The organism is Streptomyces sp. PKU-EA00015, assembly GCF_013387495.1.
Lineage (GTDB): Bacteria > Actinomycetota > Actinomycetes > Streptomycetales > Streptomycetaceae > Streptomyces.
In genome coordinates, this window is the sequence record NZ_JABZEE010000042.1 from 38,114 (window position 1) to 60,993 (window position 22,880).

Here is a 22,880-nt window from a genome sequence, read left to right on the forward strand (position 1 = left end):
CGGCGCAATCAGGGACACTGAAACCCGTATACGTAAAGAATCGAATTGCCCGGAATCTCCCAGGAGAGTGATGCGGTGGACACGCCCAGTGACGCCGCGGCGGACCGCTGGCTGACGCGTGTGCTCGCGCACGGCGGCAGCGAGACCGACGACCCCGGCGAGCCGGCCCTGCTGCTGATCGAGGGCGCGGCCGGGACCGGCAAGTCACGGCTCGCGCGGCGGCTCACCGAAGCCGCGCAGGCACGGACGGTCACCATGGCGTTCTCCTCCTTCGGCGTCCTGGTGACGGAGGTGTCCGTGACCGAGCGCCCCGCCGGCCCCGCCTGCTCCGCACCCCGCACACCCGCCGCCGCGGCCCGGCCCGGCCGTCCCCCCGGACCGGAGGGCACCGCAGACCTGTCGGCCGCCCTGACCCCGCTGCTCGACGCGGCCGGCCGCGCACCGGACGGCAGCCCCGCCACCGCGGCCGCACCCGGCCGGAAACCCGTTCCCGCCCTCGTCGTCGCCGAGGACGTCCACCTCGCCGACCGCTCCTCCCTCGACCTGCTGCGCCGTCTCGTCGCGCGCCCTCCCCGCGGTCTGGCGCTCGCCGTGACCTACCGGCCCGAGGAACTGCGCGACGCCGGTCTCCCCCTGGGGCGCGGCGCCTCCTACGCCGCCGAACTCGCCGTGCAGCACATACGTCTGACGCCGCTCGACGCGGATCAGGTACGCCGCCTCGTGGAGGAGGGGCTCGGGGCGGACTGCGGGCCGGCCGAGCTGTTCGCACGGATCCGGCAGCGTTCCGGCGGCGTCCCCCAGGTCGTCGCGGATCTGGTGCGTCTGCTGCGCGAGACCGGCGAGCCGCGCGAACGGTACTCGCCCAGGGACCTGGACGCCGCCGGGGTCCCGCCCCGCCTCGCGGCGCTCGCCCTCAGCCGGACCGCGGCGCTGAAACCCCGGATGCGCCCCGTCGCCTGGGCCGCCGCCGTGCTCGGCGAGCCGGCCGGGGCCGATGAGCTCACAGCGGTGGCCGGGCTCGGGGGTGACCAGGGCACCGAGGCGCTGGTGGGCGCTCTGCGTGCGGCGGTACTGACCGAGGACGAACTCGGCCGGTACGGCTTCTTCGTTCCGCTGGCCGGGACGGCCGTGTACGCCGAGGTGCCGGGCCCGGTCCGGCGCCGGATGCACCGCCGGGCGGCCGCTGTTCTCGCCCGCCGCCAGCCGGTTCCCTGGGTCCCGCTGGCCCGTCACCGGCGCCACGCAGGCGAGGCCGGCGGCTGGCTGCGCGCGGTGGAACGGGCGGCGCAGGAGCGCGTGGCGGCGGGCGATCACCAGGCGGCGGTCGATCTGCTGGAGGAAGCGCTGTCGCTGCCGACGGTTCCGCCGCAGGCCCGTGCCCGGCTCGCGCCGCTGCTCGCGCACAGTGCCGTGCTCGGGCTGCGTTCCGAGCAGACGGTGACCGTGCTGCGGCAGATCCTCGACGAGCAGACGCTGCCGCCCGCGGTCCGCGGCGAGATCCGCCTCGACCTCGGACTGCTGCTGTGCAACCAGGCGGTGGCCGGGACACAGGGCTGGCTGGAACTCCAGAAGGCGGTGGAGGAGTTGCGGGAGCGGCCGGTGCCGGCGGCCAGGGCGATGGCGGCGCTGGCCATGCCCCTGCTTTCGACGGTCCCGCTGGAACAGAACATGTACTGGCTGGAGCGGGCGGAGAAGGCGGGCGCGGAGAGCGGCGACGAGGAGGCGCGTACGGCGGTGGCCGCCAACCGCGTGGGCACGTTGATGTACGTGGGCGACCCGTCGGCATGGCAGGCGCTGGAGCTGCTGCCGAGGGACACCGACGACGCGGCGTACCAGCAGCATGTGGCCCGCGGCCTGTGCAACGCGGCTGACGGCGCGCTGTGGCTCGGCCAGCTCTCCCCCGCCCGCGCCCTGCTCGCCGAGGGCGTCGAGCTGGCCGCACGCAGCGGCGCGGCGTACGTCGAACAGGGCGCGCGCGGCACGTCACTGCTGATCGACTGGGCTGCGGGCGACTGGTCCGACCTCACCGCCCGAGCCCGCGCGTGCGTGGCCGAGGCCGACACCATGCCGGGCATGGCCGTGGACGGGCGCACGGTGCTGGGGCTGCTCGCGCTGGCGAAGGGCGAGTGGCAGCAGGCGACGGCGTGGCTGGCGGACGAGGGGCCGCGGGCGGGCGACGCGACGGCGGTGCCGCACGTGGCGACCGCCTCCGGTGCCCTGATCCGTATGGCCCTGGTGCGCGACGACGTCGACACCGCGGTGGAGCAGGCGTCGATGGCGTGGGACCGGCTGCGGGACAAGGGTGTGTGGGTGTGGGGCGCGGAGCTGGCTCCGTGGGCCGTGGAGGCGACCCTGCGCGCGGGCCGGCAGGCGACGGCCCGGAGCATGGTCGCCGAGTACGCCGAGGGTCTCGAAGGGCGCCAGGCGCCCGCGTCCGACGCGGCGTTGCAGTGGTGCCGTGCGCTGCTCGCCGAGGCGGAGGGCGAACACAGCACTGCGGCGGAGCTGTTCCACCAGGCGGCGCTCGTGTACGCGGGGCTCCCCCGTCCCTACTCCGCGATCCTCGCCACCGAGGGCGCCGCACGCTGCATGCTGGCCTCGGGCCGGGACACGGAGACGGCGGTCGCCGAACTGACGTCCTGTGTCGAGCGGTTGACCGAGCTCGGGGCGGTGTGGGACGCCGCCCGCATCCGGGCGGCGCTGCGCGCGCACCAGCCCGCCGACGGGCAGCGTCCGCGGGGGCGCCCCAGCTACGGCGACCAGTTGTCCCCGCGCGAGCAGGAGGTCGCCGACCTGGCGGCGACCGGGCTGACGAACCGGGAGATCGCGGCGACACTGCACCTGTCGCCGCGCACGGTCGAGCAGCATGTGGCCCGCGCCCGCCGCAAGCTGGAGTCGCAGTCCCGGCAGACGCTGTCGCGGGCGCGGTCCCAGCGCCCGGAGTGACGCGGGGCCGGTGCGCCGGTGTTTCTTTGCGTATCCGTGAATCGGCGGTACGGACAGGAAAGGCCCGTGCCGCCCCCATAGCGTCGTGCCGGTGCCCGGGACGGCCGGGTGTCGAACAGCCGTGCCGACCCCACCGACGGCGGCGCGGACGTACGGCCATGGGGGCCCGGCCCCGGCACGACAGCCGCGCATCCGCGCTTCGCGCGGTGGTGACGGGGGGACGGGCCCGGACGCGGTGGGCCGTTCCGGGCGGCCGCGCGCCCGGGCGTCGGCGGTGGAGGTGCGCCGGGCACGCGGCAGCGGTGCGGCGGACCGTCTGACGTGAGGCGTGGCCGCCTCCCATACGGTCGGCGGGCCGCCCGACGCGACGGCCCCGCGCGCGAACAACGGTCGGCCGACGGGCCGTTCCTGGGCCGCCCTGCGCCGGGCCGGTCAGCCGCGACCGTCACGTGCGGGCGAACGCCGCGGTGCTCGGCCTCGAGGCCGCAGGGTCGTCGAGCTCGCGGGTCGCGGCAGCGTGCGGCGGGCCATGTGACGCAGGCGTGACCGCGGCCCACACGGTCGCAACCGGTGGACCGCCCGACGCGACGGGCGCCGCGCGCAAACAACCGTCGGCCGGCGGGCCGTTCGCCGCGGCACCGCGCCGGACGGATCGGGGGGCAGCCATTCCGCGCGGCGTCGCGATGCGTGGGCGGTCAGCGGTCGGTCGGCAGGCGTAGCCGGCGGGCGCCGCACGCGAACGACAGCGGGCCGGCAGGCCGTTCGGCGGCGGCTTCGCGGTGCGCCGAGCGGTCAGCGGTCGGCCGGCAGGTCGTAGACGCGGCGGACGCTGGTGCCGAGGCGGGAGATGTCCGCACCGTAGACGTGGAGGGACATCGCGGTCGCCGAACCCGCGTTCCGTACGCGGTGGATGTCCCCGGGCGGCGCGAAACCGCAGACCTCGCCCTGCCGGGCCACCGCGTCGGCGGTGGCGACGAGCCGCGCCGTGGAGCCGTGGCCGTCGGCGGGGACCAGCCGGTAACGCCGCTCGTGTTCCTCGCCCCGATGTACACCGGTGGTGCACCAGGCCACGTGGTCGTGCACCACCGTGCCCTGCCCCGGCAGCCAGACGAGGGCGACGAGGGAGAAGCTGCCGTCGTGTTCGGCGTGCAGCAGGTGCTGCCGGTAGCGCTCCGGATCGCTCTCACACTGCTCGGGGGTCAGCAGGTCGTCCGCTCCCAGGTGCGGCGCGAGGCGCTCGCCGACGAGATGCGCCGTCAGGTCCGGCGGCAGCCCGCGCCCGACCGCCTCGCGCACGCCATCGATCAGCGCGTCGAGACGGGCGGTGGTCCGGGCCGCGGTGAAGGCGGTGGGTGATGTCGTCATGCGGGCAGCGTCCGGCCGCGCTCAGCTTCACGTCCAACGACGATTTCCTGGGCTCTCCCAAGCGGTGCTTATGAGCGGCGCGTCGGCGCTCAGCAGCCGACCTTGTTGGCCGCCACCGTCCTCAGTTCCTCCAGGACGAGCGAGGTGGCCGGAACCCTCAGGTGCTCCCGCAGCACGTACGCGAAGATCTTGCGGCGCGAGAAGGGCTGCAGGGGCCGGCCGGCGACCTTCTCGTGGCGCATGAAGTTCAGGACGAGCGCGGGGATCATCGCCACGCCGAGCCCTTCCGCGACCAGGCTCTGCACCGCGAGGTTGTCGTCGGTCATGAAGGCGATGTCGGGCACGAAGCCCACTTCGGCGCACTCGTGCAGCAGGTTGGCACGGCAGCGCGGGCACCCGGCGATCCACCGCTCCCCCGCGAGGTCGGCGAGGCGCACCATGCGCCGCCGCGCCAGGGCGTGGGCGCGCGGCAGAAGAACGGTCAACTGGTCCTCCAGCAGCGGGATCTCGACCAGTTCGCCGGGCACGTGCTGACGCAGTCCGGGGTAGGTGAAGGCGAGGGAGACGTCGCACTCGCCGCGCGCCAGCCGCCGCAGCGACTCGGGCGGCTCGTCCTCCAGCAGGTCGACGCGGATGCCCGGGTGGGAGGCGGCCAGCCGGGCCAGGGTCTCGGGCACGAGGGTGGAGTTGGCGCTGGGGAAGGCGCAGAGGCGGACCCGGCCGGAACGCAGCCGGGTCAGGGCGTTCATCTGCTCCTGCGCGGCCGACATGGAGTCCAGGATGCCGCTCGCGTGCCGGGACAGCGCCTGTCCGGCCTCGGTGAGCCGCATGCCGCGCCCGACCCGCACGAACAGCGCGGAGCCGACGTCCCGTTCGAGGGCCTTCATCTGCTGGGTGACGGCGGGCTGGGTGTAGCCGAGGGCACGGGCCGCGGCCGAGTACGAGCCGGTCCTGACGACTTCGTGGAACGTCCTGATGTGCCGGGAATCGAACACCGGCGCATCATAGGCGAGAGCGCGCCATAAGAGATTTTTGGGGTGCGCGGAAACCGGGGGCGGCGCCGGACCGCCCCCTGTGGCCGCGTCCTCTCAGGGTTTGCGGGCCACCGCGCCGTAGAGGGAGATCACCGCGTCCTCGTCGACGGTCTCGTCCACGGCCAGCTCGGGATGCCACCGCGTCAGCTGGACGACACCGGGCTCGACGAGCTCCAGCCCGTCGAAGAAGCGGGACACCTCGGCGTGCGTCCGCGGGACGAGGGTGACGCCGCCCGCGGAGTACATCTGCACGCCGCGCAGCACGGCGGCCGGGTCGAGGTCGGCCGTCAGCTGGGACAGGACGAGGTGACTTCCCGGGGGCAGCGCCGCCACGAGCCGCTCCACCAGGTCGTACGGGCGGTCCTCGTCACCGAGGAAGTGCGTGAGCGCGACCAGCGAGAGGGACACGGGCCGCGTGAAGTCGAGGGTCTTGCGCGCCTGTTCCAGGATGCGCTCCGGTTCGCGCACATCGGCCTGGATGTAGTCCGTGACGCCTTCGGGAGTGCTGCGCAGCAGGGCCTCGGCATGGGTGAGGACGATGGGGTCGTTGTCGGCGTAGACGACGCGGGACTCGGGGGCCGCGGCCTGGGCGATCTGGTGCAGGTTGGGCTCGGTCGGGATGCCGGTGCCGATGTCGAGGTACTGGCGGACACCGGCCTGGCGCGCCATCCAGCGCGTGACGCGCTGCATGAACCAGCGGTTGGTCCGGGCGACGTGCCGGGCGGTGCCGTCGACGCCCATGATCTGCCGGCCGAGTTCCTCGTCGACCGGGTAGTTGTCCTTGCCGCCGAGGAACCAGTCGTACACCCGGGCCGGGTGCGGCCTGCTGGTGTCGATCCTGTCGGTCCGTGCGTCGGTGCTGTCGGTTCCGGCCATACGAGGCTCCCCCGGTCGGTCGAGGCCCGGCTCCCGCGGGCAGATCGACCAGCGATCCTCCCAGCCTGTACGGGAGGCGACAACTACGGCCTTGTGCGGGCTGTGCGGATGGCGGGCGGCGAGGCCGTACCAGGAGGTGAACGCGTTCGTGCGCGCGGCGGGGCGCTACGGACGCCGGATGGAAACCGCGTCCCGGGGTGCTGTCCCGGTGCCTCAAGCTCCCGTGAGGCGGTGGCGATAGGCTCGTGACGCACTGCCGCAACCCTGGATTCCTGGAGCGTACGAGCCCGTGAACGAGTCAATCGATCCCGCGAACCCGGTCGTCGAGCACTTCGGTGTCGACGGACTGCGCCGCTACTCGACCGCTTCCCTGGCCGGTGTCGTTCTCCCCGACGAGGACGCACGAGCCGAGCTCGCGTCGACGGGTGTGCCGGTGGTCGTGGGCCCGTACTTCCGCGTGGCGTCCCGCGACGAGCCCGTGGAGCTCGGCTCCTACGCCGCACGTCATGGACAGCCGGCGCCTCCACGGCAGATGGAGCACTGGCTGCGTCTCGGTGACGACCGGGGCGCGGAGCTCTGTGTACGGCCTGACGGCGCCATTCAGGCGGTCGTGCTGTCGGAGGTGATTCCCGACATGTACGTGAGCTCCTCCGTCGCACTGTTGAACCGTTCGCTTCTCGCCCTGGACCGGGCCGTACCCCGCATCGCGGCCGCGGACGGCATGGAGCAGGCCGCAGTGGTCTTCGCCGAACTCAACGCGGAACTCAGGGCGCTTGACCCGGCCGCGTTCGCGGAGCGCGAGAACTGGTGGCCGCGTGTCCTGGACGATGTGCGACACACGCTCAACTTCCCCTTCCACGCCGCCTTCGAGTTCCGGATGGACGACGGACGGCAGGAAATCGTGACCGACGCGACGGGGCCTGGACGCGCGCACCCGGAGGAGCGGATCTGGCAGCGCCTGTCAGCCTCCGGCATTCGCCCCGAGCAGGTCACTCGTGTGTACTGCGAGTTGGAGCCGTGCCTGATGCCCGGCCACTACTGCGCCGTATGGATGCGCACCGCACTCCCGAACGCCGAATTCACCCACAGCTTCGACTACGGCGAGACGGCGGAGTCGCGCGAGGCCGGCTTCAAGGAGCTCATCGTCGAGGCGGCCAGGCGGGCGCAGGAGGGGCAGTGACCGGCAACGTCTCCACACGGGGAGGAACTGAGGCCTCAGGTGTACGGCTGCGCAAGCCCGGGGCCGGCCGTGAGCCCGCGGCGGGTGCGCTGATCAGCTGGCTGGCCGACCCCCGGGCTCCGCGCCTCTGCGCGGTCACAGGCCCGACAGGCGCCGGGAAGTCGCACCTGCTGGCCTGGCTCGTGGAGCACGGTGGCACGCGAACCGAGGACAGCGCCCCGGAGCGCAGAGTGCACACGGTGGCACCGCTGCTCGAACGGAGCCTGCGAACGGCGACCTGGATGTTCGCCGACGACCTGGGCATCGTTGCCCGGGCGCCGCACGAATTGGTCGCGGCCGTGGCTGCGGATCCCCGCCGTACCGTCTTCGTTGTGCCTGAACTGCACGGCGCGTACGAGCCGGTGGACATCGTCGAGCACTTGCTGCTGCCGCTCCTGGCACTGCCTCAGGTGCGCATGGTGATCGAGACGCGAACCGATGTTCCGTGCACGGAGGTGCTGATCGGCTCCGTAGCCGCTCCCGCTGTCATGGATCTGGCCGACCCACGCTGGACCGACCGGGCCGGATTCGACCGGTGGGCCGCCTCGATCCGGCCGACCACTGCTGAGGCGAATCCGAACCTTGTCGACGTGATCGACTGCTACCCGTCGCCGGGGCGGGCTCTGGGCTGGGCACCCGTCCCGACAGCGGCCCCCGTTTTGCCGTCGTTCGACGTCGACACACTCCTGGCCGCCGAGCCGCACCGGGTCGCGGCGTGGCTGGAGGAAGCCGAACGGACAGGGGGGCACGTAGGCGAACTGGGTCGCGCCTGGATACGCGCCGGACAGTCCCTCCACCTCGCTCAGCCGCGCGCTTCGCGCGCCCTGGTCCTCCTCGCCGCACTGGGAAGCGGCGGCGCCGCGGCCGCCGGCGAAGCCTTGGACGTACGGGCTCGGCTCGCCGAGCATGCAGCATCCGGCCCGTGGCAGGTCGTGTGGTCGACCACTCGGGACGACGACGGCCCCGGCTGGCCTGGGCCGGTCGCCGCCCTGGCACCGGGGACGGCACAGCGCAGGGGACAGGTTCTGATTGCCGGGGTGTCAGGCGACTTGAGGGTCATCCCTGCTCAGGGAGGGGTTCCGCAGGCGAGGCTGGCTGCGGACACGACAGGCACCCCCTTGGCCGTGTTCGGGCTGCCGGACGGAACCGTGGTCGTGCTCGACGAGTGGGGCCGGGACCACACGGTGGGTGAGGCCTCGTATCCGGTCGGCGGAGGACTTCGCGGGCTGCTCGACGCGGCAGTGGACGAATGGAAGCCACTGCGGGACGCCCTTCTGGAGTTCCCCGGCAGCGTGCCGGGAGACGCGCGCCTGACTGCTGCCTGTGCGGTACAGGGAGGCGCCGCATTCGGGGATGAGACAGGTCGGGTGCATGTACTCATCCGACAGCCATCAGAGCACCCCGGACCGCCGGACGTGCTCACGCGGCAGGTTCACGAGGGCCCCGTCACGGCCCTTGCATCGCTCACCCTGGCTGCCGACGACGGTGCGGAGGGGCCGTGTCTCGTCTATTCCGGCGGGACGGATGGGAATGTCCACGTGTGGGGCCTGGGCTCCGAACCGCTTGAAGTCCCTGTCCAGGCCCGACCGTACCCCGTGACCGCCCTGTCAGCCGACGACGGCGCGGTGCTCGGCGCCGCCATCGCCGTGGCCTGGGCGGACGGTCTCGTGCGGCACGAAGTGCTGGATCCGGGATCCGACCACGCCGAATTCCACACCGCCGTACGGGAGCTCCGTCCCGGACCACCGGTTCGTGCGCTGTGTTGCCTCGACCGCTACGTGGTGATCGGCACCGACGAGATGACCGTGGTGATGGAACCCCGCTGAGCTTCTCGGCCTCGGTGACGAGGAGAAGGTGTGAGGACTCTGTCTCACCTGTGTCACCGTCAGGAGGCTTGGGGCGTAAGTCCGTTGGTTCTCACACCCATACCCATACACTCGTTGGAGTGATTCTGAGTTCACGCATTGACGACGGGGGTCGGGTATGGGTGTGCAGCTGCCTGAGGATCTGCGGGACGTCCTCGAACTCGTAGGCATCGACTGGCCGGACATCGACGAGGACGAACTCCGCGACACGGCGCGGGAGTACCGCGAGTTCTCCCAGGAGCTGCTGGACACCGTCCGCGACAGCAACAAGGCCTGCAGTAACGTCACAGCGGGGAAGAGCAAGGGCGCCGCAGTGGACGCCTTCAAGACTCGCTGGGGCAAGGTGTCCGGGCAGGACATGAAGAACCTGGCCACAGCAGTTGACGTGCTCGCCGACGCCATGGACAGCGGGGCAGGGTACGTCACGACCTGCAAGTACGTGATCATCGGCGACCTGACAGCCGCGGCGGCGACCATCACGGGCAGTGTCATCGCCGCGTTCTTCACCGGCGGACTCACCGCGCTCCTCGGGGCGGCTGCTGCGGCGGCACTCAAGGTGGCCGTCAGGGAAGCCATTGACCTCTTGGTCCAGCAACTCGTCGACCTCGCCGTCGAGAAGATCGAGGCCGAGGTCCTCTCCAAGCTGGAAGGCCTGTTCGACGACAAGGTCGAATCGGGTGGACACGACGAGAACGGCAAGCTGCTGCCCAAGGGTTCGGATGCCGTGGGCCAGGACCTGTGGATCGAGTTCGCGGAGTTCGCCGACGCGATCGAGCAACTGGGCAAGGAGCACGGCCGGTTTCAGGACAAGAAGACCAAGTTCGACGGCCGGCGGGAGAAGCGCAGCATCGTCTCGAAGAAGGACGACCGCTTCTCCAAATTCGGCCAGGCCATCGACAAGGCTGAGGACAAGGTCGAGTCGACGACGCTCAAGATGTCGAAGGAGATCGAGAAGAACGTCGACGGTCTCGACAAGACGAAGAAGAGCAACGACAGCACTGACAAAGACGTCAAGGACAAGATCGACAAGTGCGACTACAAGAAACTGCGCCACGACGACGACGTCCCCATGTACCTGCTGTCGAAGGACGGCACGGTGCAGGAGCTGCTGCCCAACGGAAAACTGAAGCCGCTCTCCGCGACTGACGATTCAGGCATTCACGACCTGCTCCAGCCGAATGGAAAGGCGTGGCGCCCGAACAAAAAGGAGCAGAGTGAACAGACTTCCATCACGGCGAAGCACCCGGGCAAGGTGACGTCGACGAAAATCAACGCCTACAACGACAGGCTGGGCCACGCCACCCAGCTCGCACGGAAGGCGCAGGACAACTACTCGTACGGGAAGAACTACGCCTCGGGCTACTATGTGGACCCCAACACGGGCAAGCGGCTGATTCTCGTGGGCTACAGTGACGGCATGCATTCGGAGCGCTCCATCGGCTACCCGCTCATCAAAAAGAAGAAGGAAGCGGGTCTGCAAGCCGTCTTCACGGAGCGGGCACCCTGCCAAAAACTTTCGAACTGTGAGCGCTGGCTCGACAAGTACTTCGCTTCCAAGAATCCTTCCCTGGAGGTGCACCATGCTGCCGACTACGACTCCTCGGAAACCGATTCGAAGAAGAGGAACCAGCCCCACAAGGACTATATCGATGCACTGAAGAAGAATCACGGACGTTAATCAGGAACGAAAGCGAGTTGAAGGTCTTGCGCACTGTGGATTTGAGCGACCTGGTGGAGTCCTTCGGTCTCGACGGCTTCACGATCTACCCCCGCATCGGCGAGCATTCCACGCTGCCCGCCGAAGCTGCCGGGTTCCTCTCCCGTGTCGGTCTACCGAATGACGATGTGTTCCTTTCGCAGACCGATCCGGAGGACGAAGGGGCTACCTGTTCGCACCACGTCGGCGCCTGGGCGGACCGCACCGAGAAGGACGTGCCGACCGAGTGCCGGGGGTGGCTCCTGCTCGGATACTTTCCGTACGCCGTCGCCGCCCTCGACCCGTCCGACGGGAAGGTCTACTCTTTTTCCGATGACGGCGAAGGGAATCCTGTCGCGATTCATCGCGACGTCGAGTCGCTCGTCCGCTCCTTGCTGATTCTGAAGAAATTCATGCGGGAGAGGGAGGACGATGTCGACCTGTCACCTGACCGGATGAAGGCCGAAGTCGAGGCCGTCGAGCCTCTCGCCTTCCTCGATGAGGACTCCCCTTGGAGCCACATGCACTTCGAGATGTCCGACGGCATCTTCTGAGGCGATGACGGGCCGCCGGGACAAGCCCCGGCGGCCCACGTCCGGTTCACTCTCGGTCAGCAGCAGCGGCTCTGCGGATTCTCCTCGCGGTGGCGGGCGCGCAGCCGCTCGTACGTCCGCCGGGTCGGGACCGGGGCACCGGGGTGGTTCTCCCGGTGTCGCCGGCAGAAGCGGTCGTAGTCCGCCGCCCCCGAGATCTCCCTCAGGTACCACCGGACGCCCCGCAGCAGGCGCGTAAGAGGTTCGGTCAGCGGGCCGGTTCTCATCCCCGCTCCCGCGCCCCGGCCAGCGCCTCGGACCGCGGCGCGGGCACCTCGATCGCGGACTCCACGTAAGGCGTTTCGGTGGTCGGCAGGGGCTCGGGGGACCGTACGGCGCGGACGCAGATCACGGCCGCGTGGCCGATGACCAGGGTCACGAGCACCAGGAAGACGGCCATGATGACGCCGTCGACGGTGGAGTTGAGCACCACCGTGTGCATGTCGTCGAGCGACTTGGCGGGGGCCAGCACCTTTCCGGCGTCGAGTGCGTCCGCGTACAGCTCGCGCTGGGCGAAGAAGCCGATCTTCGGGTTGCTGTCGAAGATCTTCTGCCAGCCGGCGGTGTAGGTGACGGCCACGTCCCAGGCCAGTGGGATTCCGGTGACCCAGGCCCAACGCAGCTTGCCGGCCTTGACGAGCAGCGTCGTGGCGACGGTGAGGGCGATCGCCGCGAGCAGCTGGTTGGCGATGCCGAACAGCGGGAAGAGCTGGTTGATCCCGCCGAGCGGGTCGGTGGCGCCGACGTAGAGGAAGTAGCCCCACAGTCCGACGATGACGGCGCTGGTGATCCAGATGCCCGGCTTCCAGGTGACCCGGCCGATCGGCTTCCAGACGTTGCCGAGCATGTCCTGGAGCATGAAGCGGCCGACCCGCGTGCCCGCGTCCACCGTGGTGAGGATGAACAGCGCTTCGAACATGATCGCGAAGTGGTACCAGAACGCCTTCATGCCCTGGCCCCCGAACACCCCGGAGAAGATCTCCGCCATGCCGAAGGCGAGGGTGGGCGCCCCGCCCGTGCGGGAGATGAGCGTCTGTTCCTCGACGGACTTCGCGGCCGCCGCCAGGTCGCCCGGCGAGATGGAGAAGCCGAGTCCCGCCACCGCCTGGGACGCGCTGTCCACGGTGGTGCCCAGCAGACCGGCCGGGGCGTTCATCGCGTAGTACAGGCCGGGGTCGAGCACGGAGGCCGCGACGAGGGCCATGACGGCCACGAACGACTCCATGAGCATCGCGCCGTAGCCGATCAGCCGGACCTGCGACTCCTTCTGGATCAGCTTGGGTGTGGTGCCGGAGGACACGAGGGCGTGGAAGCCGGAGAGCGCGCCGCAGGCGATGGTGATGAACAGGAACGGGAACAGCGCCCCGGCGAAGACCGGGCCGGCGCCCGAGGCGGCGAAGGGGCTGACGGCGTCGTTCCTGAGCAGCGGTGCGCTCACCACGACGCCCACGGCCAGCAGCACGATCGTGCCGATCTTCATGAAGGTGGACAGGTAGTCCCGGGGAGCCAGCAGCATCCACACGGGCAGCACGGAGGCTACGAATCCGTATCCGACCAGGCAGAACACGAGCGTCGTCGGCGCCCAGGTGAAGGCGCCGGCCAGCGAGGAGTTCTCGACCCAGCCGCCGCCGACGATGGCGAGAAGCAGCAGGACGACGCCGATGACGCTGGTCTCGACGACCCGGCCGGGGCGCAGGTAGCGCAGGTAGAACCCCATGAACAGGGCGATGGGGATCGTCATCGCCACCGAGAACGTGCCCCAGGGCGAGTCGGCCAGCGCGTTGACGACGACGAGGGCGAGCACCGCCAGCAGGATGATCATGATGGCGAGGACGGCGATCAGCGCCGCCGCGCCGCCGGTCCTGCCGAGTTCGTCGCGCGCCATCTGGCCGAGGCTCTTGCCGTCGCGGCGCATGGAGAGGAAGAGGACCACCATGTCCTGCACCGCACCGGCGAAGATGACGCCGACGACGATCCAGATCGTGCCGGGAAGATAACCCATCTGCGCGGCCATGACGGGACCGACGAGCGGTCCGGCGCCGGCGATGGCGGCGAAGTGGTGACCGAACAGGACGCGTCGGTCGGTGGGTTGGTAGTCGATGCCGTCGTCCAGCCGCTCGGCCGGGGTGGCGCGGTGGTCGTCGAGCTCGAGGACGCGTCGGGCGATGAAGCGGGAGTAGAAGCGGTAGGCGATCGCGTACGAACCGAGGGCTGCCACGACCAGCCAGACGGCGGAGATCTCCTCGCCCCTGGCCAGTGCGACCATGCCCCAGGCGAGGGCGCCGACGAGGGCGACGCCCGTCCAGGTCAGGATCGTTGTCGGAGTGGGTCTCGCGCTGCGGGCGCCGTTACGTAGCACAGTTGCTCCAGTTGCCGGGGTCTCCTGCACGGAGGCACGGAGAACACGCGAAGCGGATCGGATACGCGCGACGAGGATCACGACGCGCGGCGGATCCGCGGAACGGATTCACGGAGGAGTTGCGGTCGGCCGTGCATCGGTTGACAGCGGGTTTCCGGAAGTTTTCGGCCACCGTTGTCAATGGTGGCCGCCAGGCACGGTGTTCGGGCGTCTCCCGCGGCGTGCCCGCTACTGACGGGATTTCGGGCAGGTGGAGGCGTCACTCCGCACGCGGTCCTTCCCCACGTCGCGGGTCTAGCACTTGGCTGAATTCAGTGGTTCACTCCTCAACTGTCGGTGGCCGGCTCTGGGGGCCGGCTTCCTCCGTGCTGGTGACTCGTTCGGCCTCGCGACGGCCTCCTGGCATGGCTTCCTCGTCCGTTCAGTTGCGTTCGGTCCCGCCGGGGTTTACCGCGACGTGGCCGGATTTCCACCGCCGACGGCCGGTGCGCCGTCGCCCCCTGGCGGTGAATCCGACGGCCGTGAACGGACATCAGGCCACAACGAGCGTGGAGGAGCCATGAGTAACCTCGCCCCTGTGATCACCTGTACGGCTGTCGTACTGGTGGCCTCGGCGACCGCGCTGAGGGGTGCCCGCCTCACCTCGGGCGGCACCAGGGTCAGGGCGGACCTCGAGGACTGGGCACTGGCCGACCGCCGCCAGGGCGGTGGTCTCATCTGGTGCCTGCTGGGCGGCACCGTCTACACCGCGTACACGTTCACCGCGGTGCCTGGCGCCGTCCTCACCTCCGGTGGCATCGGGTTCTACGCCCTGCCCTACACAGTGATCATCTGCACGATCGCCTTCGTCCTGCTGCCGCGGCTGGCATCGGCGGCCCGTGCCCACGGGCACGTCACCGTCGCCGACTTCGTGCGGGAGCGGTACGGCTCGCCGCTGCTCGCGCTCGCGGTCTCGCTCACCGGGATCTTCGCCACGATGCCGTACATCGCCCTCCAGCTGCTCGGGCTACGGGCAGTCCTCAGCGTGCTCGGGCTGCGGCCCGACGGACTGCCGGGCGACGCCGCGCTCACGGCCGTCTTCGCCGTACTGGCCGTCTCCACCTACCGGTACGGGCTGCGGGCGCCCACCCTGGTGTCGCTGGTGAAAGCCGTGCTCGTCGTGGGCGCCACGATCACCATCGGCGCGCTCGTCCTGACCGAACTGGGCTCGCCCTCGTCCTTGTTCGCCCGCGCAGACGCGGCGCTCGTGGCACGCGACGGCGTCTCCACCCTCGTCCCCGACCCTTCCCTGGCGCCGGCCTACGCGTCGTTGGCCCTGGGCTCGGCGCTCGCGCTGTTCGCCTTCCCGCACGTGCTCCTGGTGGCCTTCTCCGCCCGCTCGACGGACGTCCTGCGGCGCTCGTCCGTCGGTCTGATGGGCTGGACGACGATGCTCGGCCTGTTCGCCCTGTTCGGGATCGCGGCACTCGCGGCGGGCGTCCGGCCGCCGCCCGGCCGCTCGGAACTGGCGATCCCCCTGCTCGTCCTCGACCTCGCACCCGGCTGGGCGGCCGGACTCCTCCTGGGCGCCATCGTCGTGGCGGCGCTCGTGCCGGCCGCCGTGATGTCCATCGGCGCGGCGACGCTCTTCGCGCGCAACGTCTACCTGGAGTTCGTCAACCCCACGGCCACGGATGCCCAGGTGACCCGGATGGCCCGGCTGATGTCGCTGGTCGTCAAGGTCGGCGCGCTGGCCTTCGCGCTCGGGCTGCGCGATCAGGCCGCGATCAACCTCCATCTGCTGGGCGCGGTATGGGTACTGCAGATCCTGCCGACGATCGCGCTGGGCCTGCTGCACCGCACCCCGCACCGCGTCTCCCTGCTCGCCGGATGGCTGCTCGGCATGGTCGTCGGCACGGCCCTGGTGAACGCGAGCGGCTTCTCCTCCCTGGTGTCGCTCGCCCTCGGCCCCGTACAGGTCCAGGTGTACGCCGGCGTCGTCGGCCTCGCCGTCAACCTCGGCGTCGTCGCGCTGACGAGCCCGCTGCTGGACCGGCTCGGCGTGCCGCGCGGCCTGGCCGGAGTGCTGAGACCGGCCCGCTCGACGCACGACGGGGAGGTGGCGTGATGAGGCGTACCGAGCGCACGGAGGGTACGGAGCGCATGGAGCGCACGGACACGCCGTGGCGCCGTGGCCGCACCGCCACGGAGCGCGGCGCCGCAGTCGCCTCCCCCCGTCCCGTCTCCTCCTCCGAGGACGCGCCGGCGCCGATGCCCGCGGGCACCGAGCCCGGTGTGGACCTGCGGGACGTGGAGCGGGAGACGGCGATGATCCGGCTCTTCGACGGCTACCATGCCCAACTCGTCCGCCTGGCCGTGCTGTTGGGTGCCGAGCAGGACGCCGAGGACGTGGTCGCGGAGGCGTTCTGCGTGCTGCACCACCGGTGGTACCGACTCCGTGCGCCGGAGGCCGCGCCCGCGTACCTTCGTTCTGTGGTGTGCAACCTCGTGCGGATGCGGATACGGCGCCTTCAGGTGTCCCGTCGCCATGCCGACATGGAGGTCTCCGAGATCGCCTCCGCGGAGGCCACGGCGATGCTCCACGAGGACCAGCGGCAGGTCGTCGACGCGCTGAAGAACCTGCCCACCCGGCAGCGTGAGGCACTGGTCCTCCGCTACTGGATGGACCTCAAGGAGAGGGAGATCGCCGAGTCGATGGGGATCAGCACGGGTGCGGTGAAGTCGCACATCTCCCGCGGGATGCACGCGTTGTCGCGGGCCATGGAGACCCATCGATGAGTGTGGACGACCCCGAGGCCCGGCTGCGCGACACCCTCGACTCGCTGGCGTCGACGGTGGTGCCGTCGCCCGACGCCTACGCCAGGGCCCGCTCGGAGTGGCAGCGGCGGGACCGGCGGCGCCGGCTCGTCATGCTGGTGCTCGCGGTGCTGATCGTCGCCGTCGCCGACCTGGTGGGACTGTGGGCACTGCACTCCTTCGCCGCCCCCGACCGGCCGCCGGGCCAGGAACGGATCGACGTGATCGTCCAGCCGTGACGTGCACACAGGGGAACGGGGCCGCGGAGCGAACTCCGCGGCCCCGTTCCCAGTGCGGCGTCAGCCCATGTCGCCCGACAGCTCCCACACGGCGTCGACGACGCGCTCCACGTCCTCCTTCTGGTGGAACAGGTGGGTGGACACCCGGACGGCCTGGTGGGACCGGGCCGAGCCGATCACGGGGAAGTCACTGGTGCGGATCACGATGCCGTGCTCGTCCTTGAGCCGGGCGACCAGTGTCGCGGTCTTCTGCCCGTCGTGGACGTCACGCGGGTCACGGAAGGGCGCGAAGGAGGTGAGAGCGCACACCAGACGGGGGTCGTCCTTGGGCGAGTACAGGGAGTCCACGCCCCACCGCTCGACGATCAGCTCCTTGAGGTACGCCGACAGGCCGAGCACATGGTCCTGGATGCGCTGCCGCCCGATGCGGTCCCACACCTCGCAGACATGGCGCACGCCGGCCATGACCGCGAGGCTGCTGTTGCCGACGGTCTGGAGGTCGGAGGCGATGTCGTAGCTCTCGGTGGGGCCGTCGGAACGGGGCGGCACTCCGCCTTCGGCGGGGTAGCCGCTGGACACCACGGGCCAGAACTCGGGCAGCGGGTTGGGGTTGTAGCGGGCCAGCACCTTGTTGCGGATGTAGAGGATGCCCGTACCGCCGGGCCCGCACTGCCACTTCGCCGCCGACCCGGCGAGGAAGTCGACGCCCAGTTCGTGGAAGTCGTACGCCATCATGCCGGGGATGTGCGCACCGTCGACGACGCTGATCAGTCCGTGGTCCTGCGCGAGCTTCGCCAGCATGGCGATCGGCAGCATGGTGCCGGTCTTGTAGGTGGGGGCGGAGAACACGAGCGCCTTGGTGCGCGAGGTGATGGCCCGCCGGAACAACTCGACGTAGTCCTCGGCGCGTTGCCTGTTCCCCACGGGCAGGGCGACCCGCTTGATCACAACGCCGTGGCGGTCCCGGGCTACGGCCATGGGCACGTTGCCGCCGGAGTGCTCGTGATTGGTGGTGAGGATCTCGTCGCCCTCCTCGAGGGCGAGACCGGCGAGGATCTTCGACATGCCGTCGCTGGTGTTGTGGGAGATCACGAGCTCGTCGGGATCGCACCCGTAGCCGCGGGCCGCGACGGCACGGACGTCGGGGAAGTCGCTGTAGGCCGATATCGCCCCGGCGGCGACCTCGCGGTGGACCCGGTCCACGGTCTCGACGACCTCGCGCGGCGGCGAGCCGACGGTGCCGACGTTCATGAAGAGGATGTCCTTGTCCAGCATGAACAGGCGCTCGACCTCGCGCCAGTAGCCGGGGGACGACGGGGCCGGGAGCGTGGCGGCCGTCGCGCCGGGCGCGGCGGCGTGCGCGGCCGGGGCGGCGCCGACCGTCCCGATACCGACGCTCGCCGCGCCGGCTCCCAGGAATCCGACGAAGCCGCGCCGGGAGACCCCGGAGCGGGTGCGTGTGTGTCTCGACATGACATGTCCCTTCAGCTGTGACTCGACGGACTGCGATGCGACCGAGCGCTGCTCGGCGGACGGCGACTCAACGGACGGCGATGGCGGAGATCTCGACCTTGGCGTCCCGCGGCACGCGGGCGACCTCGACGGTGGCGCGCGCAGGCGGCGCGGCGGACCCGAAGAACTCGGCGTAGGCGGCGTTGAAGCGGGCGAAGTCGTCGAGATCTGCGAGGTACACAGTGGTGCTCACCACGTGCGACAGCGACATCCCGTCGGCCTTGAGCACGGCCTCGACGTTGCGCAGCACCTGCCGCGTCTGCTCCTCGACGGAGGCGCCGGCGGGGATGGCCCCGGTGCTGGGATCGATGGGCAGCTGCCCGGAGACGAAGGTGAGGTTCCCGGCGGAGATCCCCTGCGAGTAGGGCCCGATGGCGGCGGGCGCGTCGGGGGTGGCGACGACGCGGTGCCGGGATGTCTGCTCGGCGACGGCGGCGGAGCCGCCGATCCCGACGGCCAGCACGGCGGCCGCGGCCAGGGCCCCCAGCGCCCGTCGGCGGCTCCCCGGCCGGAATGTATTCGAGGTCTGCATTCGCTGTCCTCCCGCACGCATCGACACATGGACACGCCCTCGTTCGGGGCGTTGCATGCTGGTTGGTTGCGGGAGGCTGGGCGGAGGTTTACGGACGGGGGCATGGGATTGGCGTAGTTGTCCGATCCCCTGGGCGGCGCGGGTATCGACACCGCCCGGAGGTGGTGTCACAGCCCTCGCTGATGTTCTCGAACATAGGTGAAGCCACGCGGCAGTTCATGAGGGCCTACCAGGCCGGCCGCGGCATGGTCCTGCCGGTAGGCGGCCCTCGCCTCCGCGCTCGCTTCTTTGCCCAGGTGGCCGATACGCATCAGATGTCCGGCAACCCGGTGTGCACTCACCTCATGTGTGGCATGGAGAGGATTCGCCTCCAGATCTTCCTCCCCGGCGGGACGCACCACGGGGACGTAGCAGAGCAGCGGGACGAGCGGTTCGCCGGTGCGTGCGGGGTGGCGGAGGAAGCCCCCGGCGCCGAGGCTGCCCTGCCCCCTGGTGAGCACGCCCCGGGACAGCAGGCGCTCAACGGCCGCGCTTGTCCTGCCCCGTGCCGGTGTGTTCGGCCTGCTGCGCTCTGCGGTGTTACTGAGCAGGGCGTTCTCCGGCAGGAAGGCCCTGCCCTTCTCGTCCAGGTAGCCCAGTTCGCGCAGGGTGAGCAGCACCGCCTCCTCGACATGGTCGACTCCTTGCGCCCACGGCCGCGAGATCGCGCGTCATGATCCTTGGGTCGTACTCGAAGCGGACGTAGCAGCCGTCGATCACCTGGGGCTTGCTCAGCGGCGTGAGAAGGACACGGATATTGGTCCAGAGGTCCCACCGCACCGACACACGGGTGCCGGGCAGAACGAAACGCGGCCAGTCGAAGCCCACGAGTATCGGAGGGTCGCCCTGAATGTCGGGCTTCACGTCGTGTGGCGCCCAGAGGTTTCGGCTGAACTTGCCGCCCCGCCAGAAGCTGATGTGCAGCGCGTGCCGCGGAAGCCTTCTGGCCGTCTCCTCCGGTACAGGCAACGTCCTCCCCGCGATGTGCTCCGCGCGCACGACGAGTTTCCACTCCACCGCTTTGCTGGTGTGGGTGACGTCGCAGGGCGCCCCGCCGTCCGGTTCCTCGATCCCAAGCCGGGGGGCGTCCGCGGCAGTCGGCCGCTCGTCCTGCGGGTCCGGCCGGTCCTGCCGAGGCACAGGGGCGGGTTCCGTCGCGGAAGCCGGGGTGCCAAGGCCGATACCGGTGCCCAGCTGCGCCGGTGACCGACCGGAACCGCCGGTATCGGACTGGACACGCCCGTAACATCCGTTGCACACCAGCCGACCAGGGTCGCCGGGGTCCGTCGCGACAAGCTTCGCCGTCTTGCGCTGCTCGCAGTGGGAGCAGAGAAAAGAGGTCACCGACTCGAGCCGGAAGAGCTGCATTCCACCCTTCGGCGGGTAGGTCTTCACGATCTTTGCGTTGAACACTGCGATGCCCCCCGGCCCGTCCACCACTCACCCTCACGCCGGCGCGGCGCCTGCACCGGAGCACCTTGCGGGTCACGGTACTCCGCCCCACTGTAGGTACACCTCAAGGGCGTCCACCCTCGCGTAGGCAGTGGGGTTCAGGGTGCGGACACGGGCGATGCCGGCACCGCCTGGAACACCACATCCGAGGCGTGCGGGGTGATCTCGACGTCACTTCCGAGAGCCCATTCGGCCACCCGCGAGACCACGGCCGCGGGAATCCGTTCGCTGATGCCCGGGGCCGCCGGGATGTCCTGCGTGGCATGCGCGTCGTGCGGCAGGACGACGCGGTACCCGAGCGCCAGCGCCGTACGAGCCGTGGCCTGTACGCACATCTCGGACATCACACCACAGATGGCAAGCGACTTCACGCCGGCATCGGTCAACAGGCGCTCCAGAACGGTTCCTTGGAAGCCGTCGTCCTCAGGTTTGCGGACGACGGCCTCAGTGGGCCCGGACTCGACGGCGTGATGGAGCGCCCAGCCGGGCGTGTGCGGCTCGTCGTCCGCCCCGGCGGGACCGTCGTTCTGGAGGTGGATGACGAGCGCCCCGCTCCTTCGCGCCCGCGCGATCAGGTCGGTCGTCCGGTCCACGAGGCGGACGGCGTCGGGTACGGCGCCGCTGCCGGAGACGAACGCCGACTGAACGTCCACCACGATGAGGGCCTCTACGGGCTGCAGGTGAGTGCTCATGGCGTCATCATGACTGTCGCCATCACGCGCCTCCACCCGGTTTGGGTCTCTGAATATGAGTTTCCGTGGAACACCCTGACCGGCGCCGTCCACGGGCTCCGACAGCACCGGGTCGCAGCAGCGGCGCCGTCTTCGTGTCGCGCGGGGCGAACCGTCCCCACATCACTCGGCAGGGGCTCTCCCGGGGCTTGACCTGAATTCGAGGCCGGTCGCGACGGATCCAGGAGGGCGGCGACGCTCCCGGCTGCGGTCACGCCCTTCGACGGACAAGGGCGACTTCCGCCCAGACCGTCTTTCCGGACGGCGGATACGGCAGCACACCCCAGCCGTCGGTCAGTGCATCCACGATCACCAACCCGCGCCCGCCCTCGTCGGCGACGGGGGATGCGGCAGGGAGCAGGTCACCCCGCGGGTCGGTGACCTCGATCCGCAAGCGGGCGTCGGGAAGCAGCATCAGGCCCAGGCGGAAGCCACGGCCGGCCAGACGCCCGTGCACGACCGCGTTCGTGGCGAGTTCGGCGACGACGACCTCTGCGGCTTCCGCGCGCTCGCTGTCGCGCGGCCATCCCCACTCCACGATCTGCTCCATGGTGAGCAGCCGGGCGAGGCGGGCCCCGCGCCGTGTAGCGCTGAGCAGTTGACTGAACTGCCGTAAGGACGTGACTGGTTGTTGGGGCACAAAGGTCTGTACGGATTCGCTCTTCACGCCATTCAGCGTGGCGACACGCAACCGCACTGACCAGCAACGCTGAGCACACCCTGCCTGAATCCGCACCAAGGGCGTCACCGCAGCCGCCCCGCACGGTGGCTGCGGTGACGCCGAACTACTGGTTCGCCGGTATCTTCCGCCCGGCGGTGGAGCAGCTCAGAAGTCGTGGCGGTTGGCCTCGATGACCTTGCATTCGAGCTTCTTCGCACCCTCGAGCTTGTCGGAGGACACCAGGACGCCCGCATCCTCGTCCTTGAAGGTCTGGCCGGGGGCCAGGTTCTCCGCGGTCGACAGGAAGTCGCTGATCTTCTTGCCGTCGGCGAGGACCTCGCCCTCGAGGAAGTACGAGTACCGGCGGTCACCGTTGTTGGTGTAGTCGATGTGCAGCGCGAGCTCCTTGCCGCCCCATTCCGAGGTGGTGACGTCGCACTTGGAGAGGCGGAAGTCCTTCAGGACCGGGTTCTCATCCGTGCCCTTGCCGGTCTTGGCGCTACCGTCGTCGTCAACCTTCGCCGAGTCGTACGACTTGTCGAGCTCGTTCTGCGTCTCCTTGACGGCCTCGTCGACCGCGGACACGAACACGGCGTTCATGACGAAGAACATCACCACCGAGACGAGCGAGGTGACCAGGGCGGTGATCGACGCTCCCTTGCCCTTTCCGACCCTCCCGGACTTGGCCAGACCGATGGCACCGAAGATGAGGCCGAGGATCGCGAGCGGCCACACGATCACGTTGACCAGAGGGATGAAGCTGAAGATCACCGCGATGATGCCGAGCACCAGGCCGGCCGTGGCCAGGCCGTTGCTCCTGGCCGGCTGACCGCCGTCGACAACTGGTCCGGTCGGCTGAACGTAAGACATGGAAGATCCCCCCACGGGATGTGATGTATGAACCCCGGCGCACAGCCGGGTCGATCTACAGGTAGTTGACGTGTACACGACCTGGCCGTTGACCA

19 protein-coding genes are annotated in these 22,880 nt (G+C 70.2%); 8 read left to right on the forward strand and 11 right to left on the reverse strand.

Annotated elements, in window-relative coordinates:
- Positions 1 to 75 precede the first annotated feature (75 nt).
- Positions 76 to 2,946 (forward strand): LuxR C-terminal-related transcriptional regulator, encoded by a 2,871-nt coding sequence (locus HW130_RS24615; protein ID WP_177151870.1) that lies wholly within the window; start codon positions 76 to 78, stop codon positions 2,944 to 2,946.
- A gap of 792 nt (positions 2,947 to 3,738) precedes the next feature.
- On the opposite strand, the gene HW130_RS24620 is transcribed toward HW130_RS24615, so the two are convergent.
- The 3 genes from HW130_RS24620 to HW130_RS24630 all read right to left on the reverse strand — a co-directional run bounded on the left by HW130_RS24620 (position 3,739) and on the right by HW130_RS24630 (position 6,221).
- On the reverse strand, positions 3,739 to 4,311 hold the full coding sequence (locus HW130_RS24620) for a cysteine dioxygenase family protein (protein ID WP_177151871.1): 573 nt from the start codon (positions 4,309 to 4,311) through the stop codon (positions 3,739 to 3,741).
- An 89-nt stretch (positions 4,312 to 4,400) separates the two neighbouring features.
- On the reverse strand, positions 4,401 to 5,306 hold the full coding sequence (locus tag HW130_RS24625) for a LysR family transcriptional regulator (protein ID WP_177151872.1): 906 nt from the start codon (positions 5,304 to 5,306) through the stop codon (positions 4,401 to 4,403).
- A 93-nt stretch (positions 5,307 to 5,399) separates the two neighbouring features.
- Positions 5,400 to 6,221: an SAM-dependent methyltransferase gene (locus tag HW130_RS24630; protein ID WP_177151873.1), complete on the reverse strand. Its 822-nt coding sequence runs from the start codon at positions 6,219 to 6,221 to the stop codon at positions 5,400 to 5,402.
- A gap of 289 nt (positions 6,222 to 6,510) precedes the next feature.
- Between HW130_RS24630 and HW130_RS24635 the strand changes: the two genes are divergently transcribed.
- The 4 genes from HW130_RS24635 (at position 6,511) to HW130_RS24650 (ending at position 11,555) form a co-directional block, all read left to right on the forward strand.
- A complete protein-coding gene (locus tag HW130_RS24635; RefSeq protein ID WP_309140556.1) occupies positions 6,511 to 7,401 on the forward strand; it encodes a nucleic acid/nucleotide deaminase domain-containing protein in 891 nt (296 codons plus the stop codon).
- Positions 7,402 to 7,640: 239 nt separating this feature from the next.
- Entirely contained in the window at positions 7,641 to 9,266 is a 1,626-nt protein-coding gene (locus tag HW130_RS24640; RefSeq protein ID WP_177151874.1) for a hypothetical protein, read from the forward strand.
- 157 nt (positions 9,267 to 9,423) lie between these two features.
- A complete protein-coding gene (locus HW130_RS24645; RefSeq protein ID WP_177151875.1) occupies positions 9,424 to 10,983 on the forward strand; it encodes a nucleic acid/nucleotide deaminase domain-containing protein in 1,560 nt (519 codons plus the stop codon).
- Between the two features lie 35 nt (positions 10,984 to 11,018).
- Complete coding sequence (locus HW130_RS24650) at positions 11,019 to 11,555, forward strand: SUKH-4 family immunity protein (RefSeq protein WP_218183939.1); 537 nt, start codon at positions 11,019 to 11,021, stop codon at positions 11,553 to 11,555.
- Between the two features lie 56 nt (positions 11,556 to 11,611).
- Here HW130_RS24650 and HW130_RS24655 read toward each other — a convergent pair whose 3' ends face one another.
- Positions 11,612 to 11,821, reverse strand: coding sequence for a YbdD/YjiX family protein (locus HW130_RS24655; protein WP_177151877.1), 210 nt, complete (start codon positions 11,819 to 11,821; stop codon positions 11,612 to 11,614).
- Positions 11,818 to 13,860 carry a carbon starvation CstA family protein gene (locus tag HW130_RS24660; RefSeq protein WP_177151918.1) on the reverse strand — a complete coding sequence of 681 codons (2,043 nt, stop codon included), beginning with the start codon at positions 13,858 to 13,860 and terminating at the stop codon, positions 11,818 to 11,820. The genes HW130_RS24655 and HW130_RS24660 overlap by 4 nt, the downstream gene beginning before the upstream one ends.
- 652 nt (positions 13,861 to 14,512) lie before the next feature.
- On the opposite strand from HW130_RS24660, the gene HW130_RS24665 reads away from it, so the two are divergent.
- The 3 genes from HW130_RS24665 to HW130_RS24675 are packed head-to-tail and all read left to right on the forward strand — an operon-like array spanning position 14,513 to position 16,988.
- Positions 14,513 to 16,060, forward strand: a complete 1,548-nt coding sequence (locus tag HW130_RS24665; RefSeq protein ID WP_177151878.1) for a sodium:solute symporter — start codon at positions 14,513 to 14,515, stop codon at positions 16,058 to 16,060.
- Positions 16,060 to 16,731 carry a sigma-70 family RNA polymerase sigma factor gene (locus HW130_RS24670; protein WP_309140557.1) on the forward strand — a complete coding sequence of 224 codons (672 nt, stop codon included), beginning with the start codon at positions 16,060 to 16,062 and terminating at the stop codon, positions 16,729 to 16,731. Before HW130_RS24665 ends, HW130_RS24670 begins: the two co-directional genes overlap by 1 nt.
- Positions 16,728 to 16,988 (forward strand): hypothetical protein, encoded by a 261-nt coding sequence (locus HW130_RS24675; protein WP_218183940.1) that lies wholly within the window; start codon positions 16,728 to 16,730, stop codon positions 16,986 to 16,988. The genes HW130_RS24670 and HW130_RS24675 overlap by 4 nt, the downstream gene beginning before the upstream one ends.
- Before the next feature lie 60 nt (positions 16,989 to 17,048).
- Here the strand turns inward: HW130_RS24675 and HW130_RS24680 are convergent, their stop codons facing one another.
- The 6 genes from HW130_RS24680 to HW130_RS24705 form a co-directional block, all read right to left on the reverse strand.
- The gene (locus HW130_RS24680; protein WP_177151879.1) at positions 17,049 to 18,461 is read right to left on the reverse strand and encodes an aminotransferase class V-fold PLP-dependent enzyme; all 1,413 of its coding nucleotides are present in this window, start codon (positions 18,459 to 18,461) and stop codon (positions 17,049 to 17,051) included.
- Positions 18,462 to 18,528: 67 nt separating this feature from the next.
- Entirely contained in the window at positions 18,529 to 19,032 is a 504-nt protein-coding gene (locus HW130_RS24685) for a RidA family protein (protein ID WP_177151880.1), read from the reverse strand.
- Positions 19,033 to 19,199: 167 nt separating this feature from the next.
- A complete protein-coding gene (locus tag HW130_RS24690; RefSeq protein WP_177151881.1) occupies positions 19,200 to 19,691 on the reverse strand; it encodes a hypothetical protein in 492 nt (163 codons plus the stop codon).
- A gap of 930 nt (positions 19,692 to 20,621) precedes the next feature.
- Positions 20,622 to 21,215, reverse strand: coding sequence for an isochorismatase family protein (locus HW130_RS24695; protein ID WP_177151882.1), 594 nt, complete (start codon positions 21,213 to 21,215; stop codon positions 20,622 to 20,624).
- Positions 21,216 to 21,465: 250 nt separating this feature from the next.
- Positions 21,466 to 21,921 carry an ATP-binding protein gene (locus HW130_RS24700; RefSeq protein WP_309140558.1) on the reverse strand — a complete coding sequence of 152 codons (456 nt, stop codon included), beginning with the start codon at positions 21,919 to 21,921 and terminating at the stop codon, positions 21,466 to 21,468.
- Positions 21,922 to 22,080: 159 nt separating this feature from the next.
- The gene (locus HW130_RS24705) at positions 22,081 to 22,785 is read right to left on the reverse strand and encodes a DUF4190 domain-containing protein (RefSeq protein ID WP_177151883.1); all 705 of its coding nucleotides are present in this window, start codon (positions 22,783 to 22,785) and stop codon (positions 22,081 to 22,083) included.
- Positions 22,786 to 22,880: the final 95 nt, after the last annotated feature.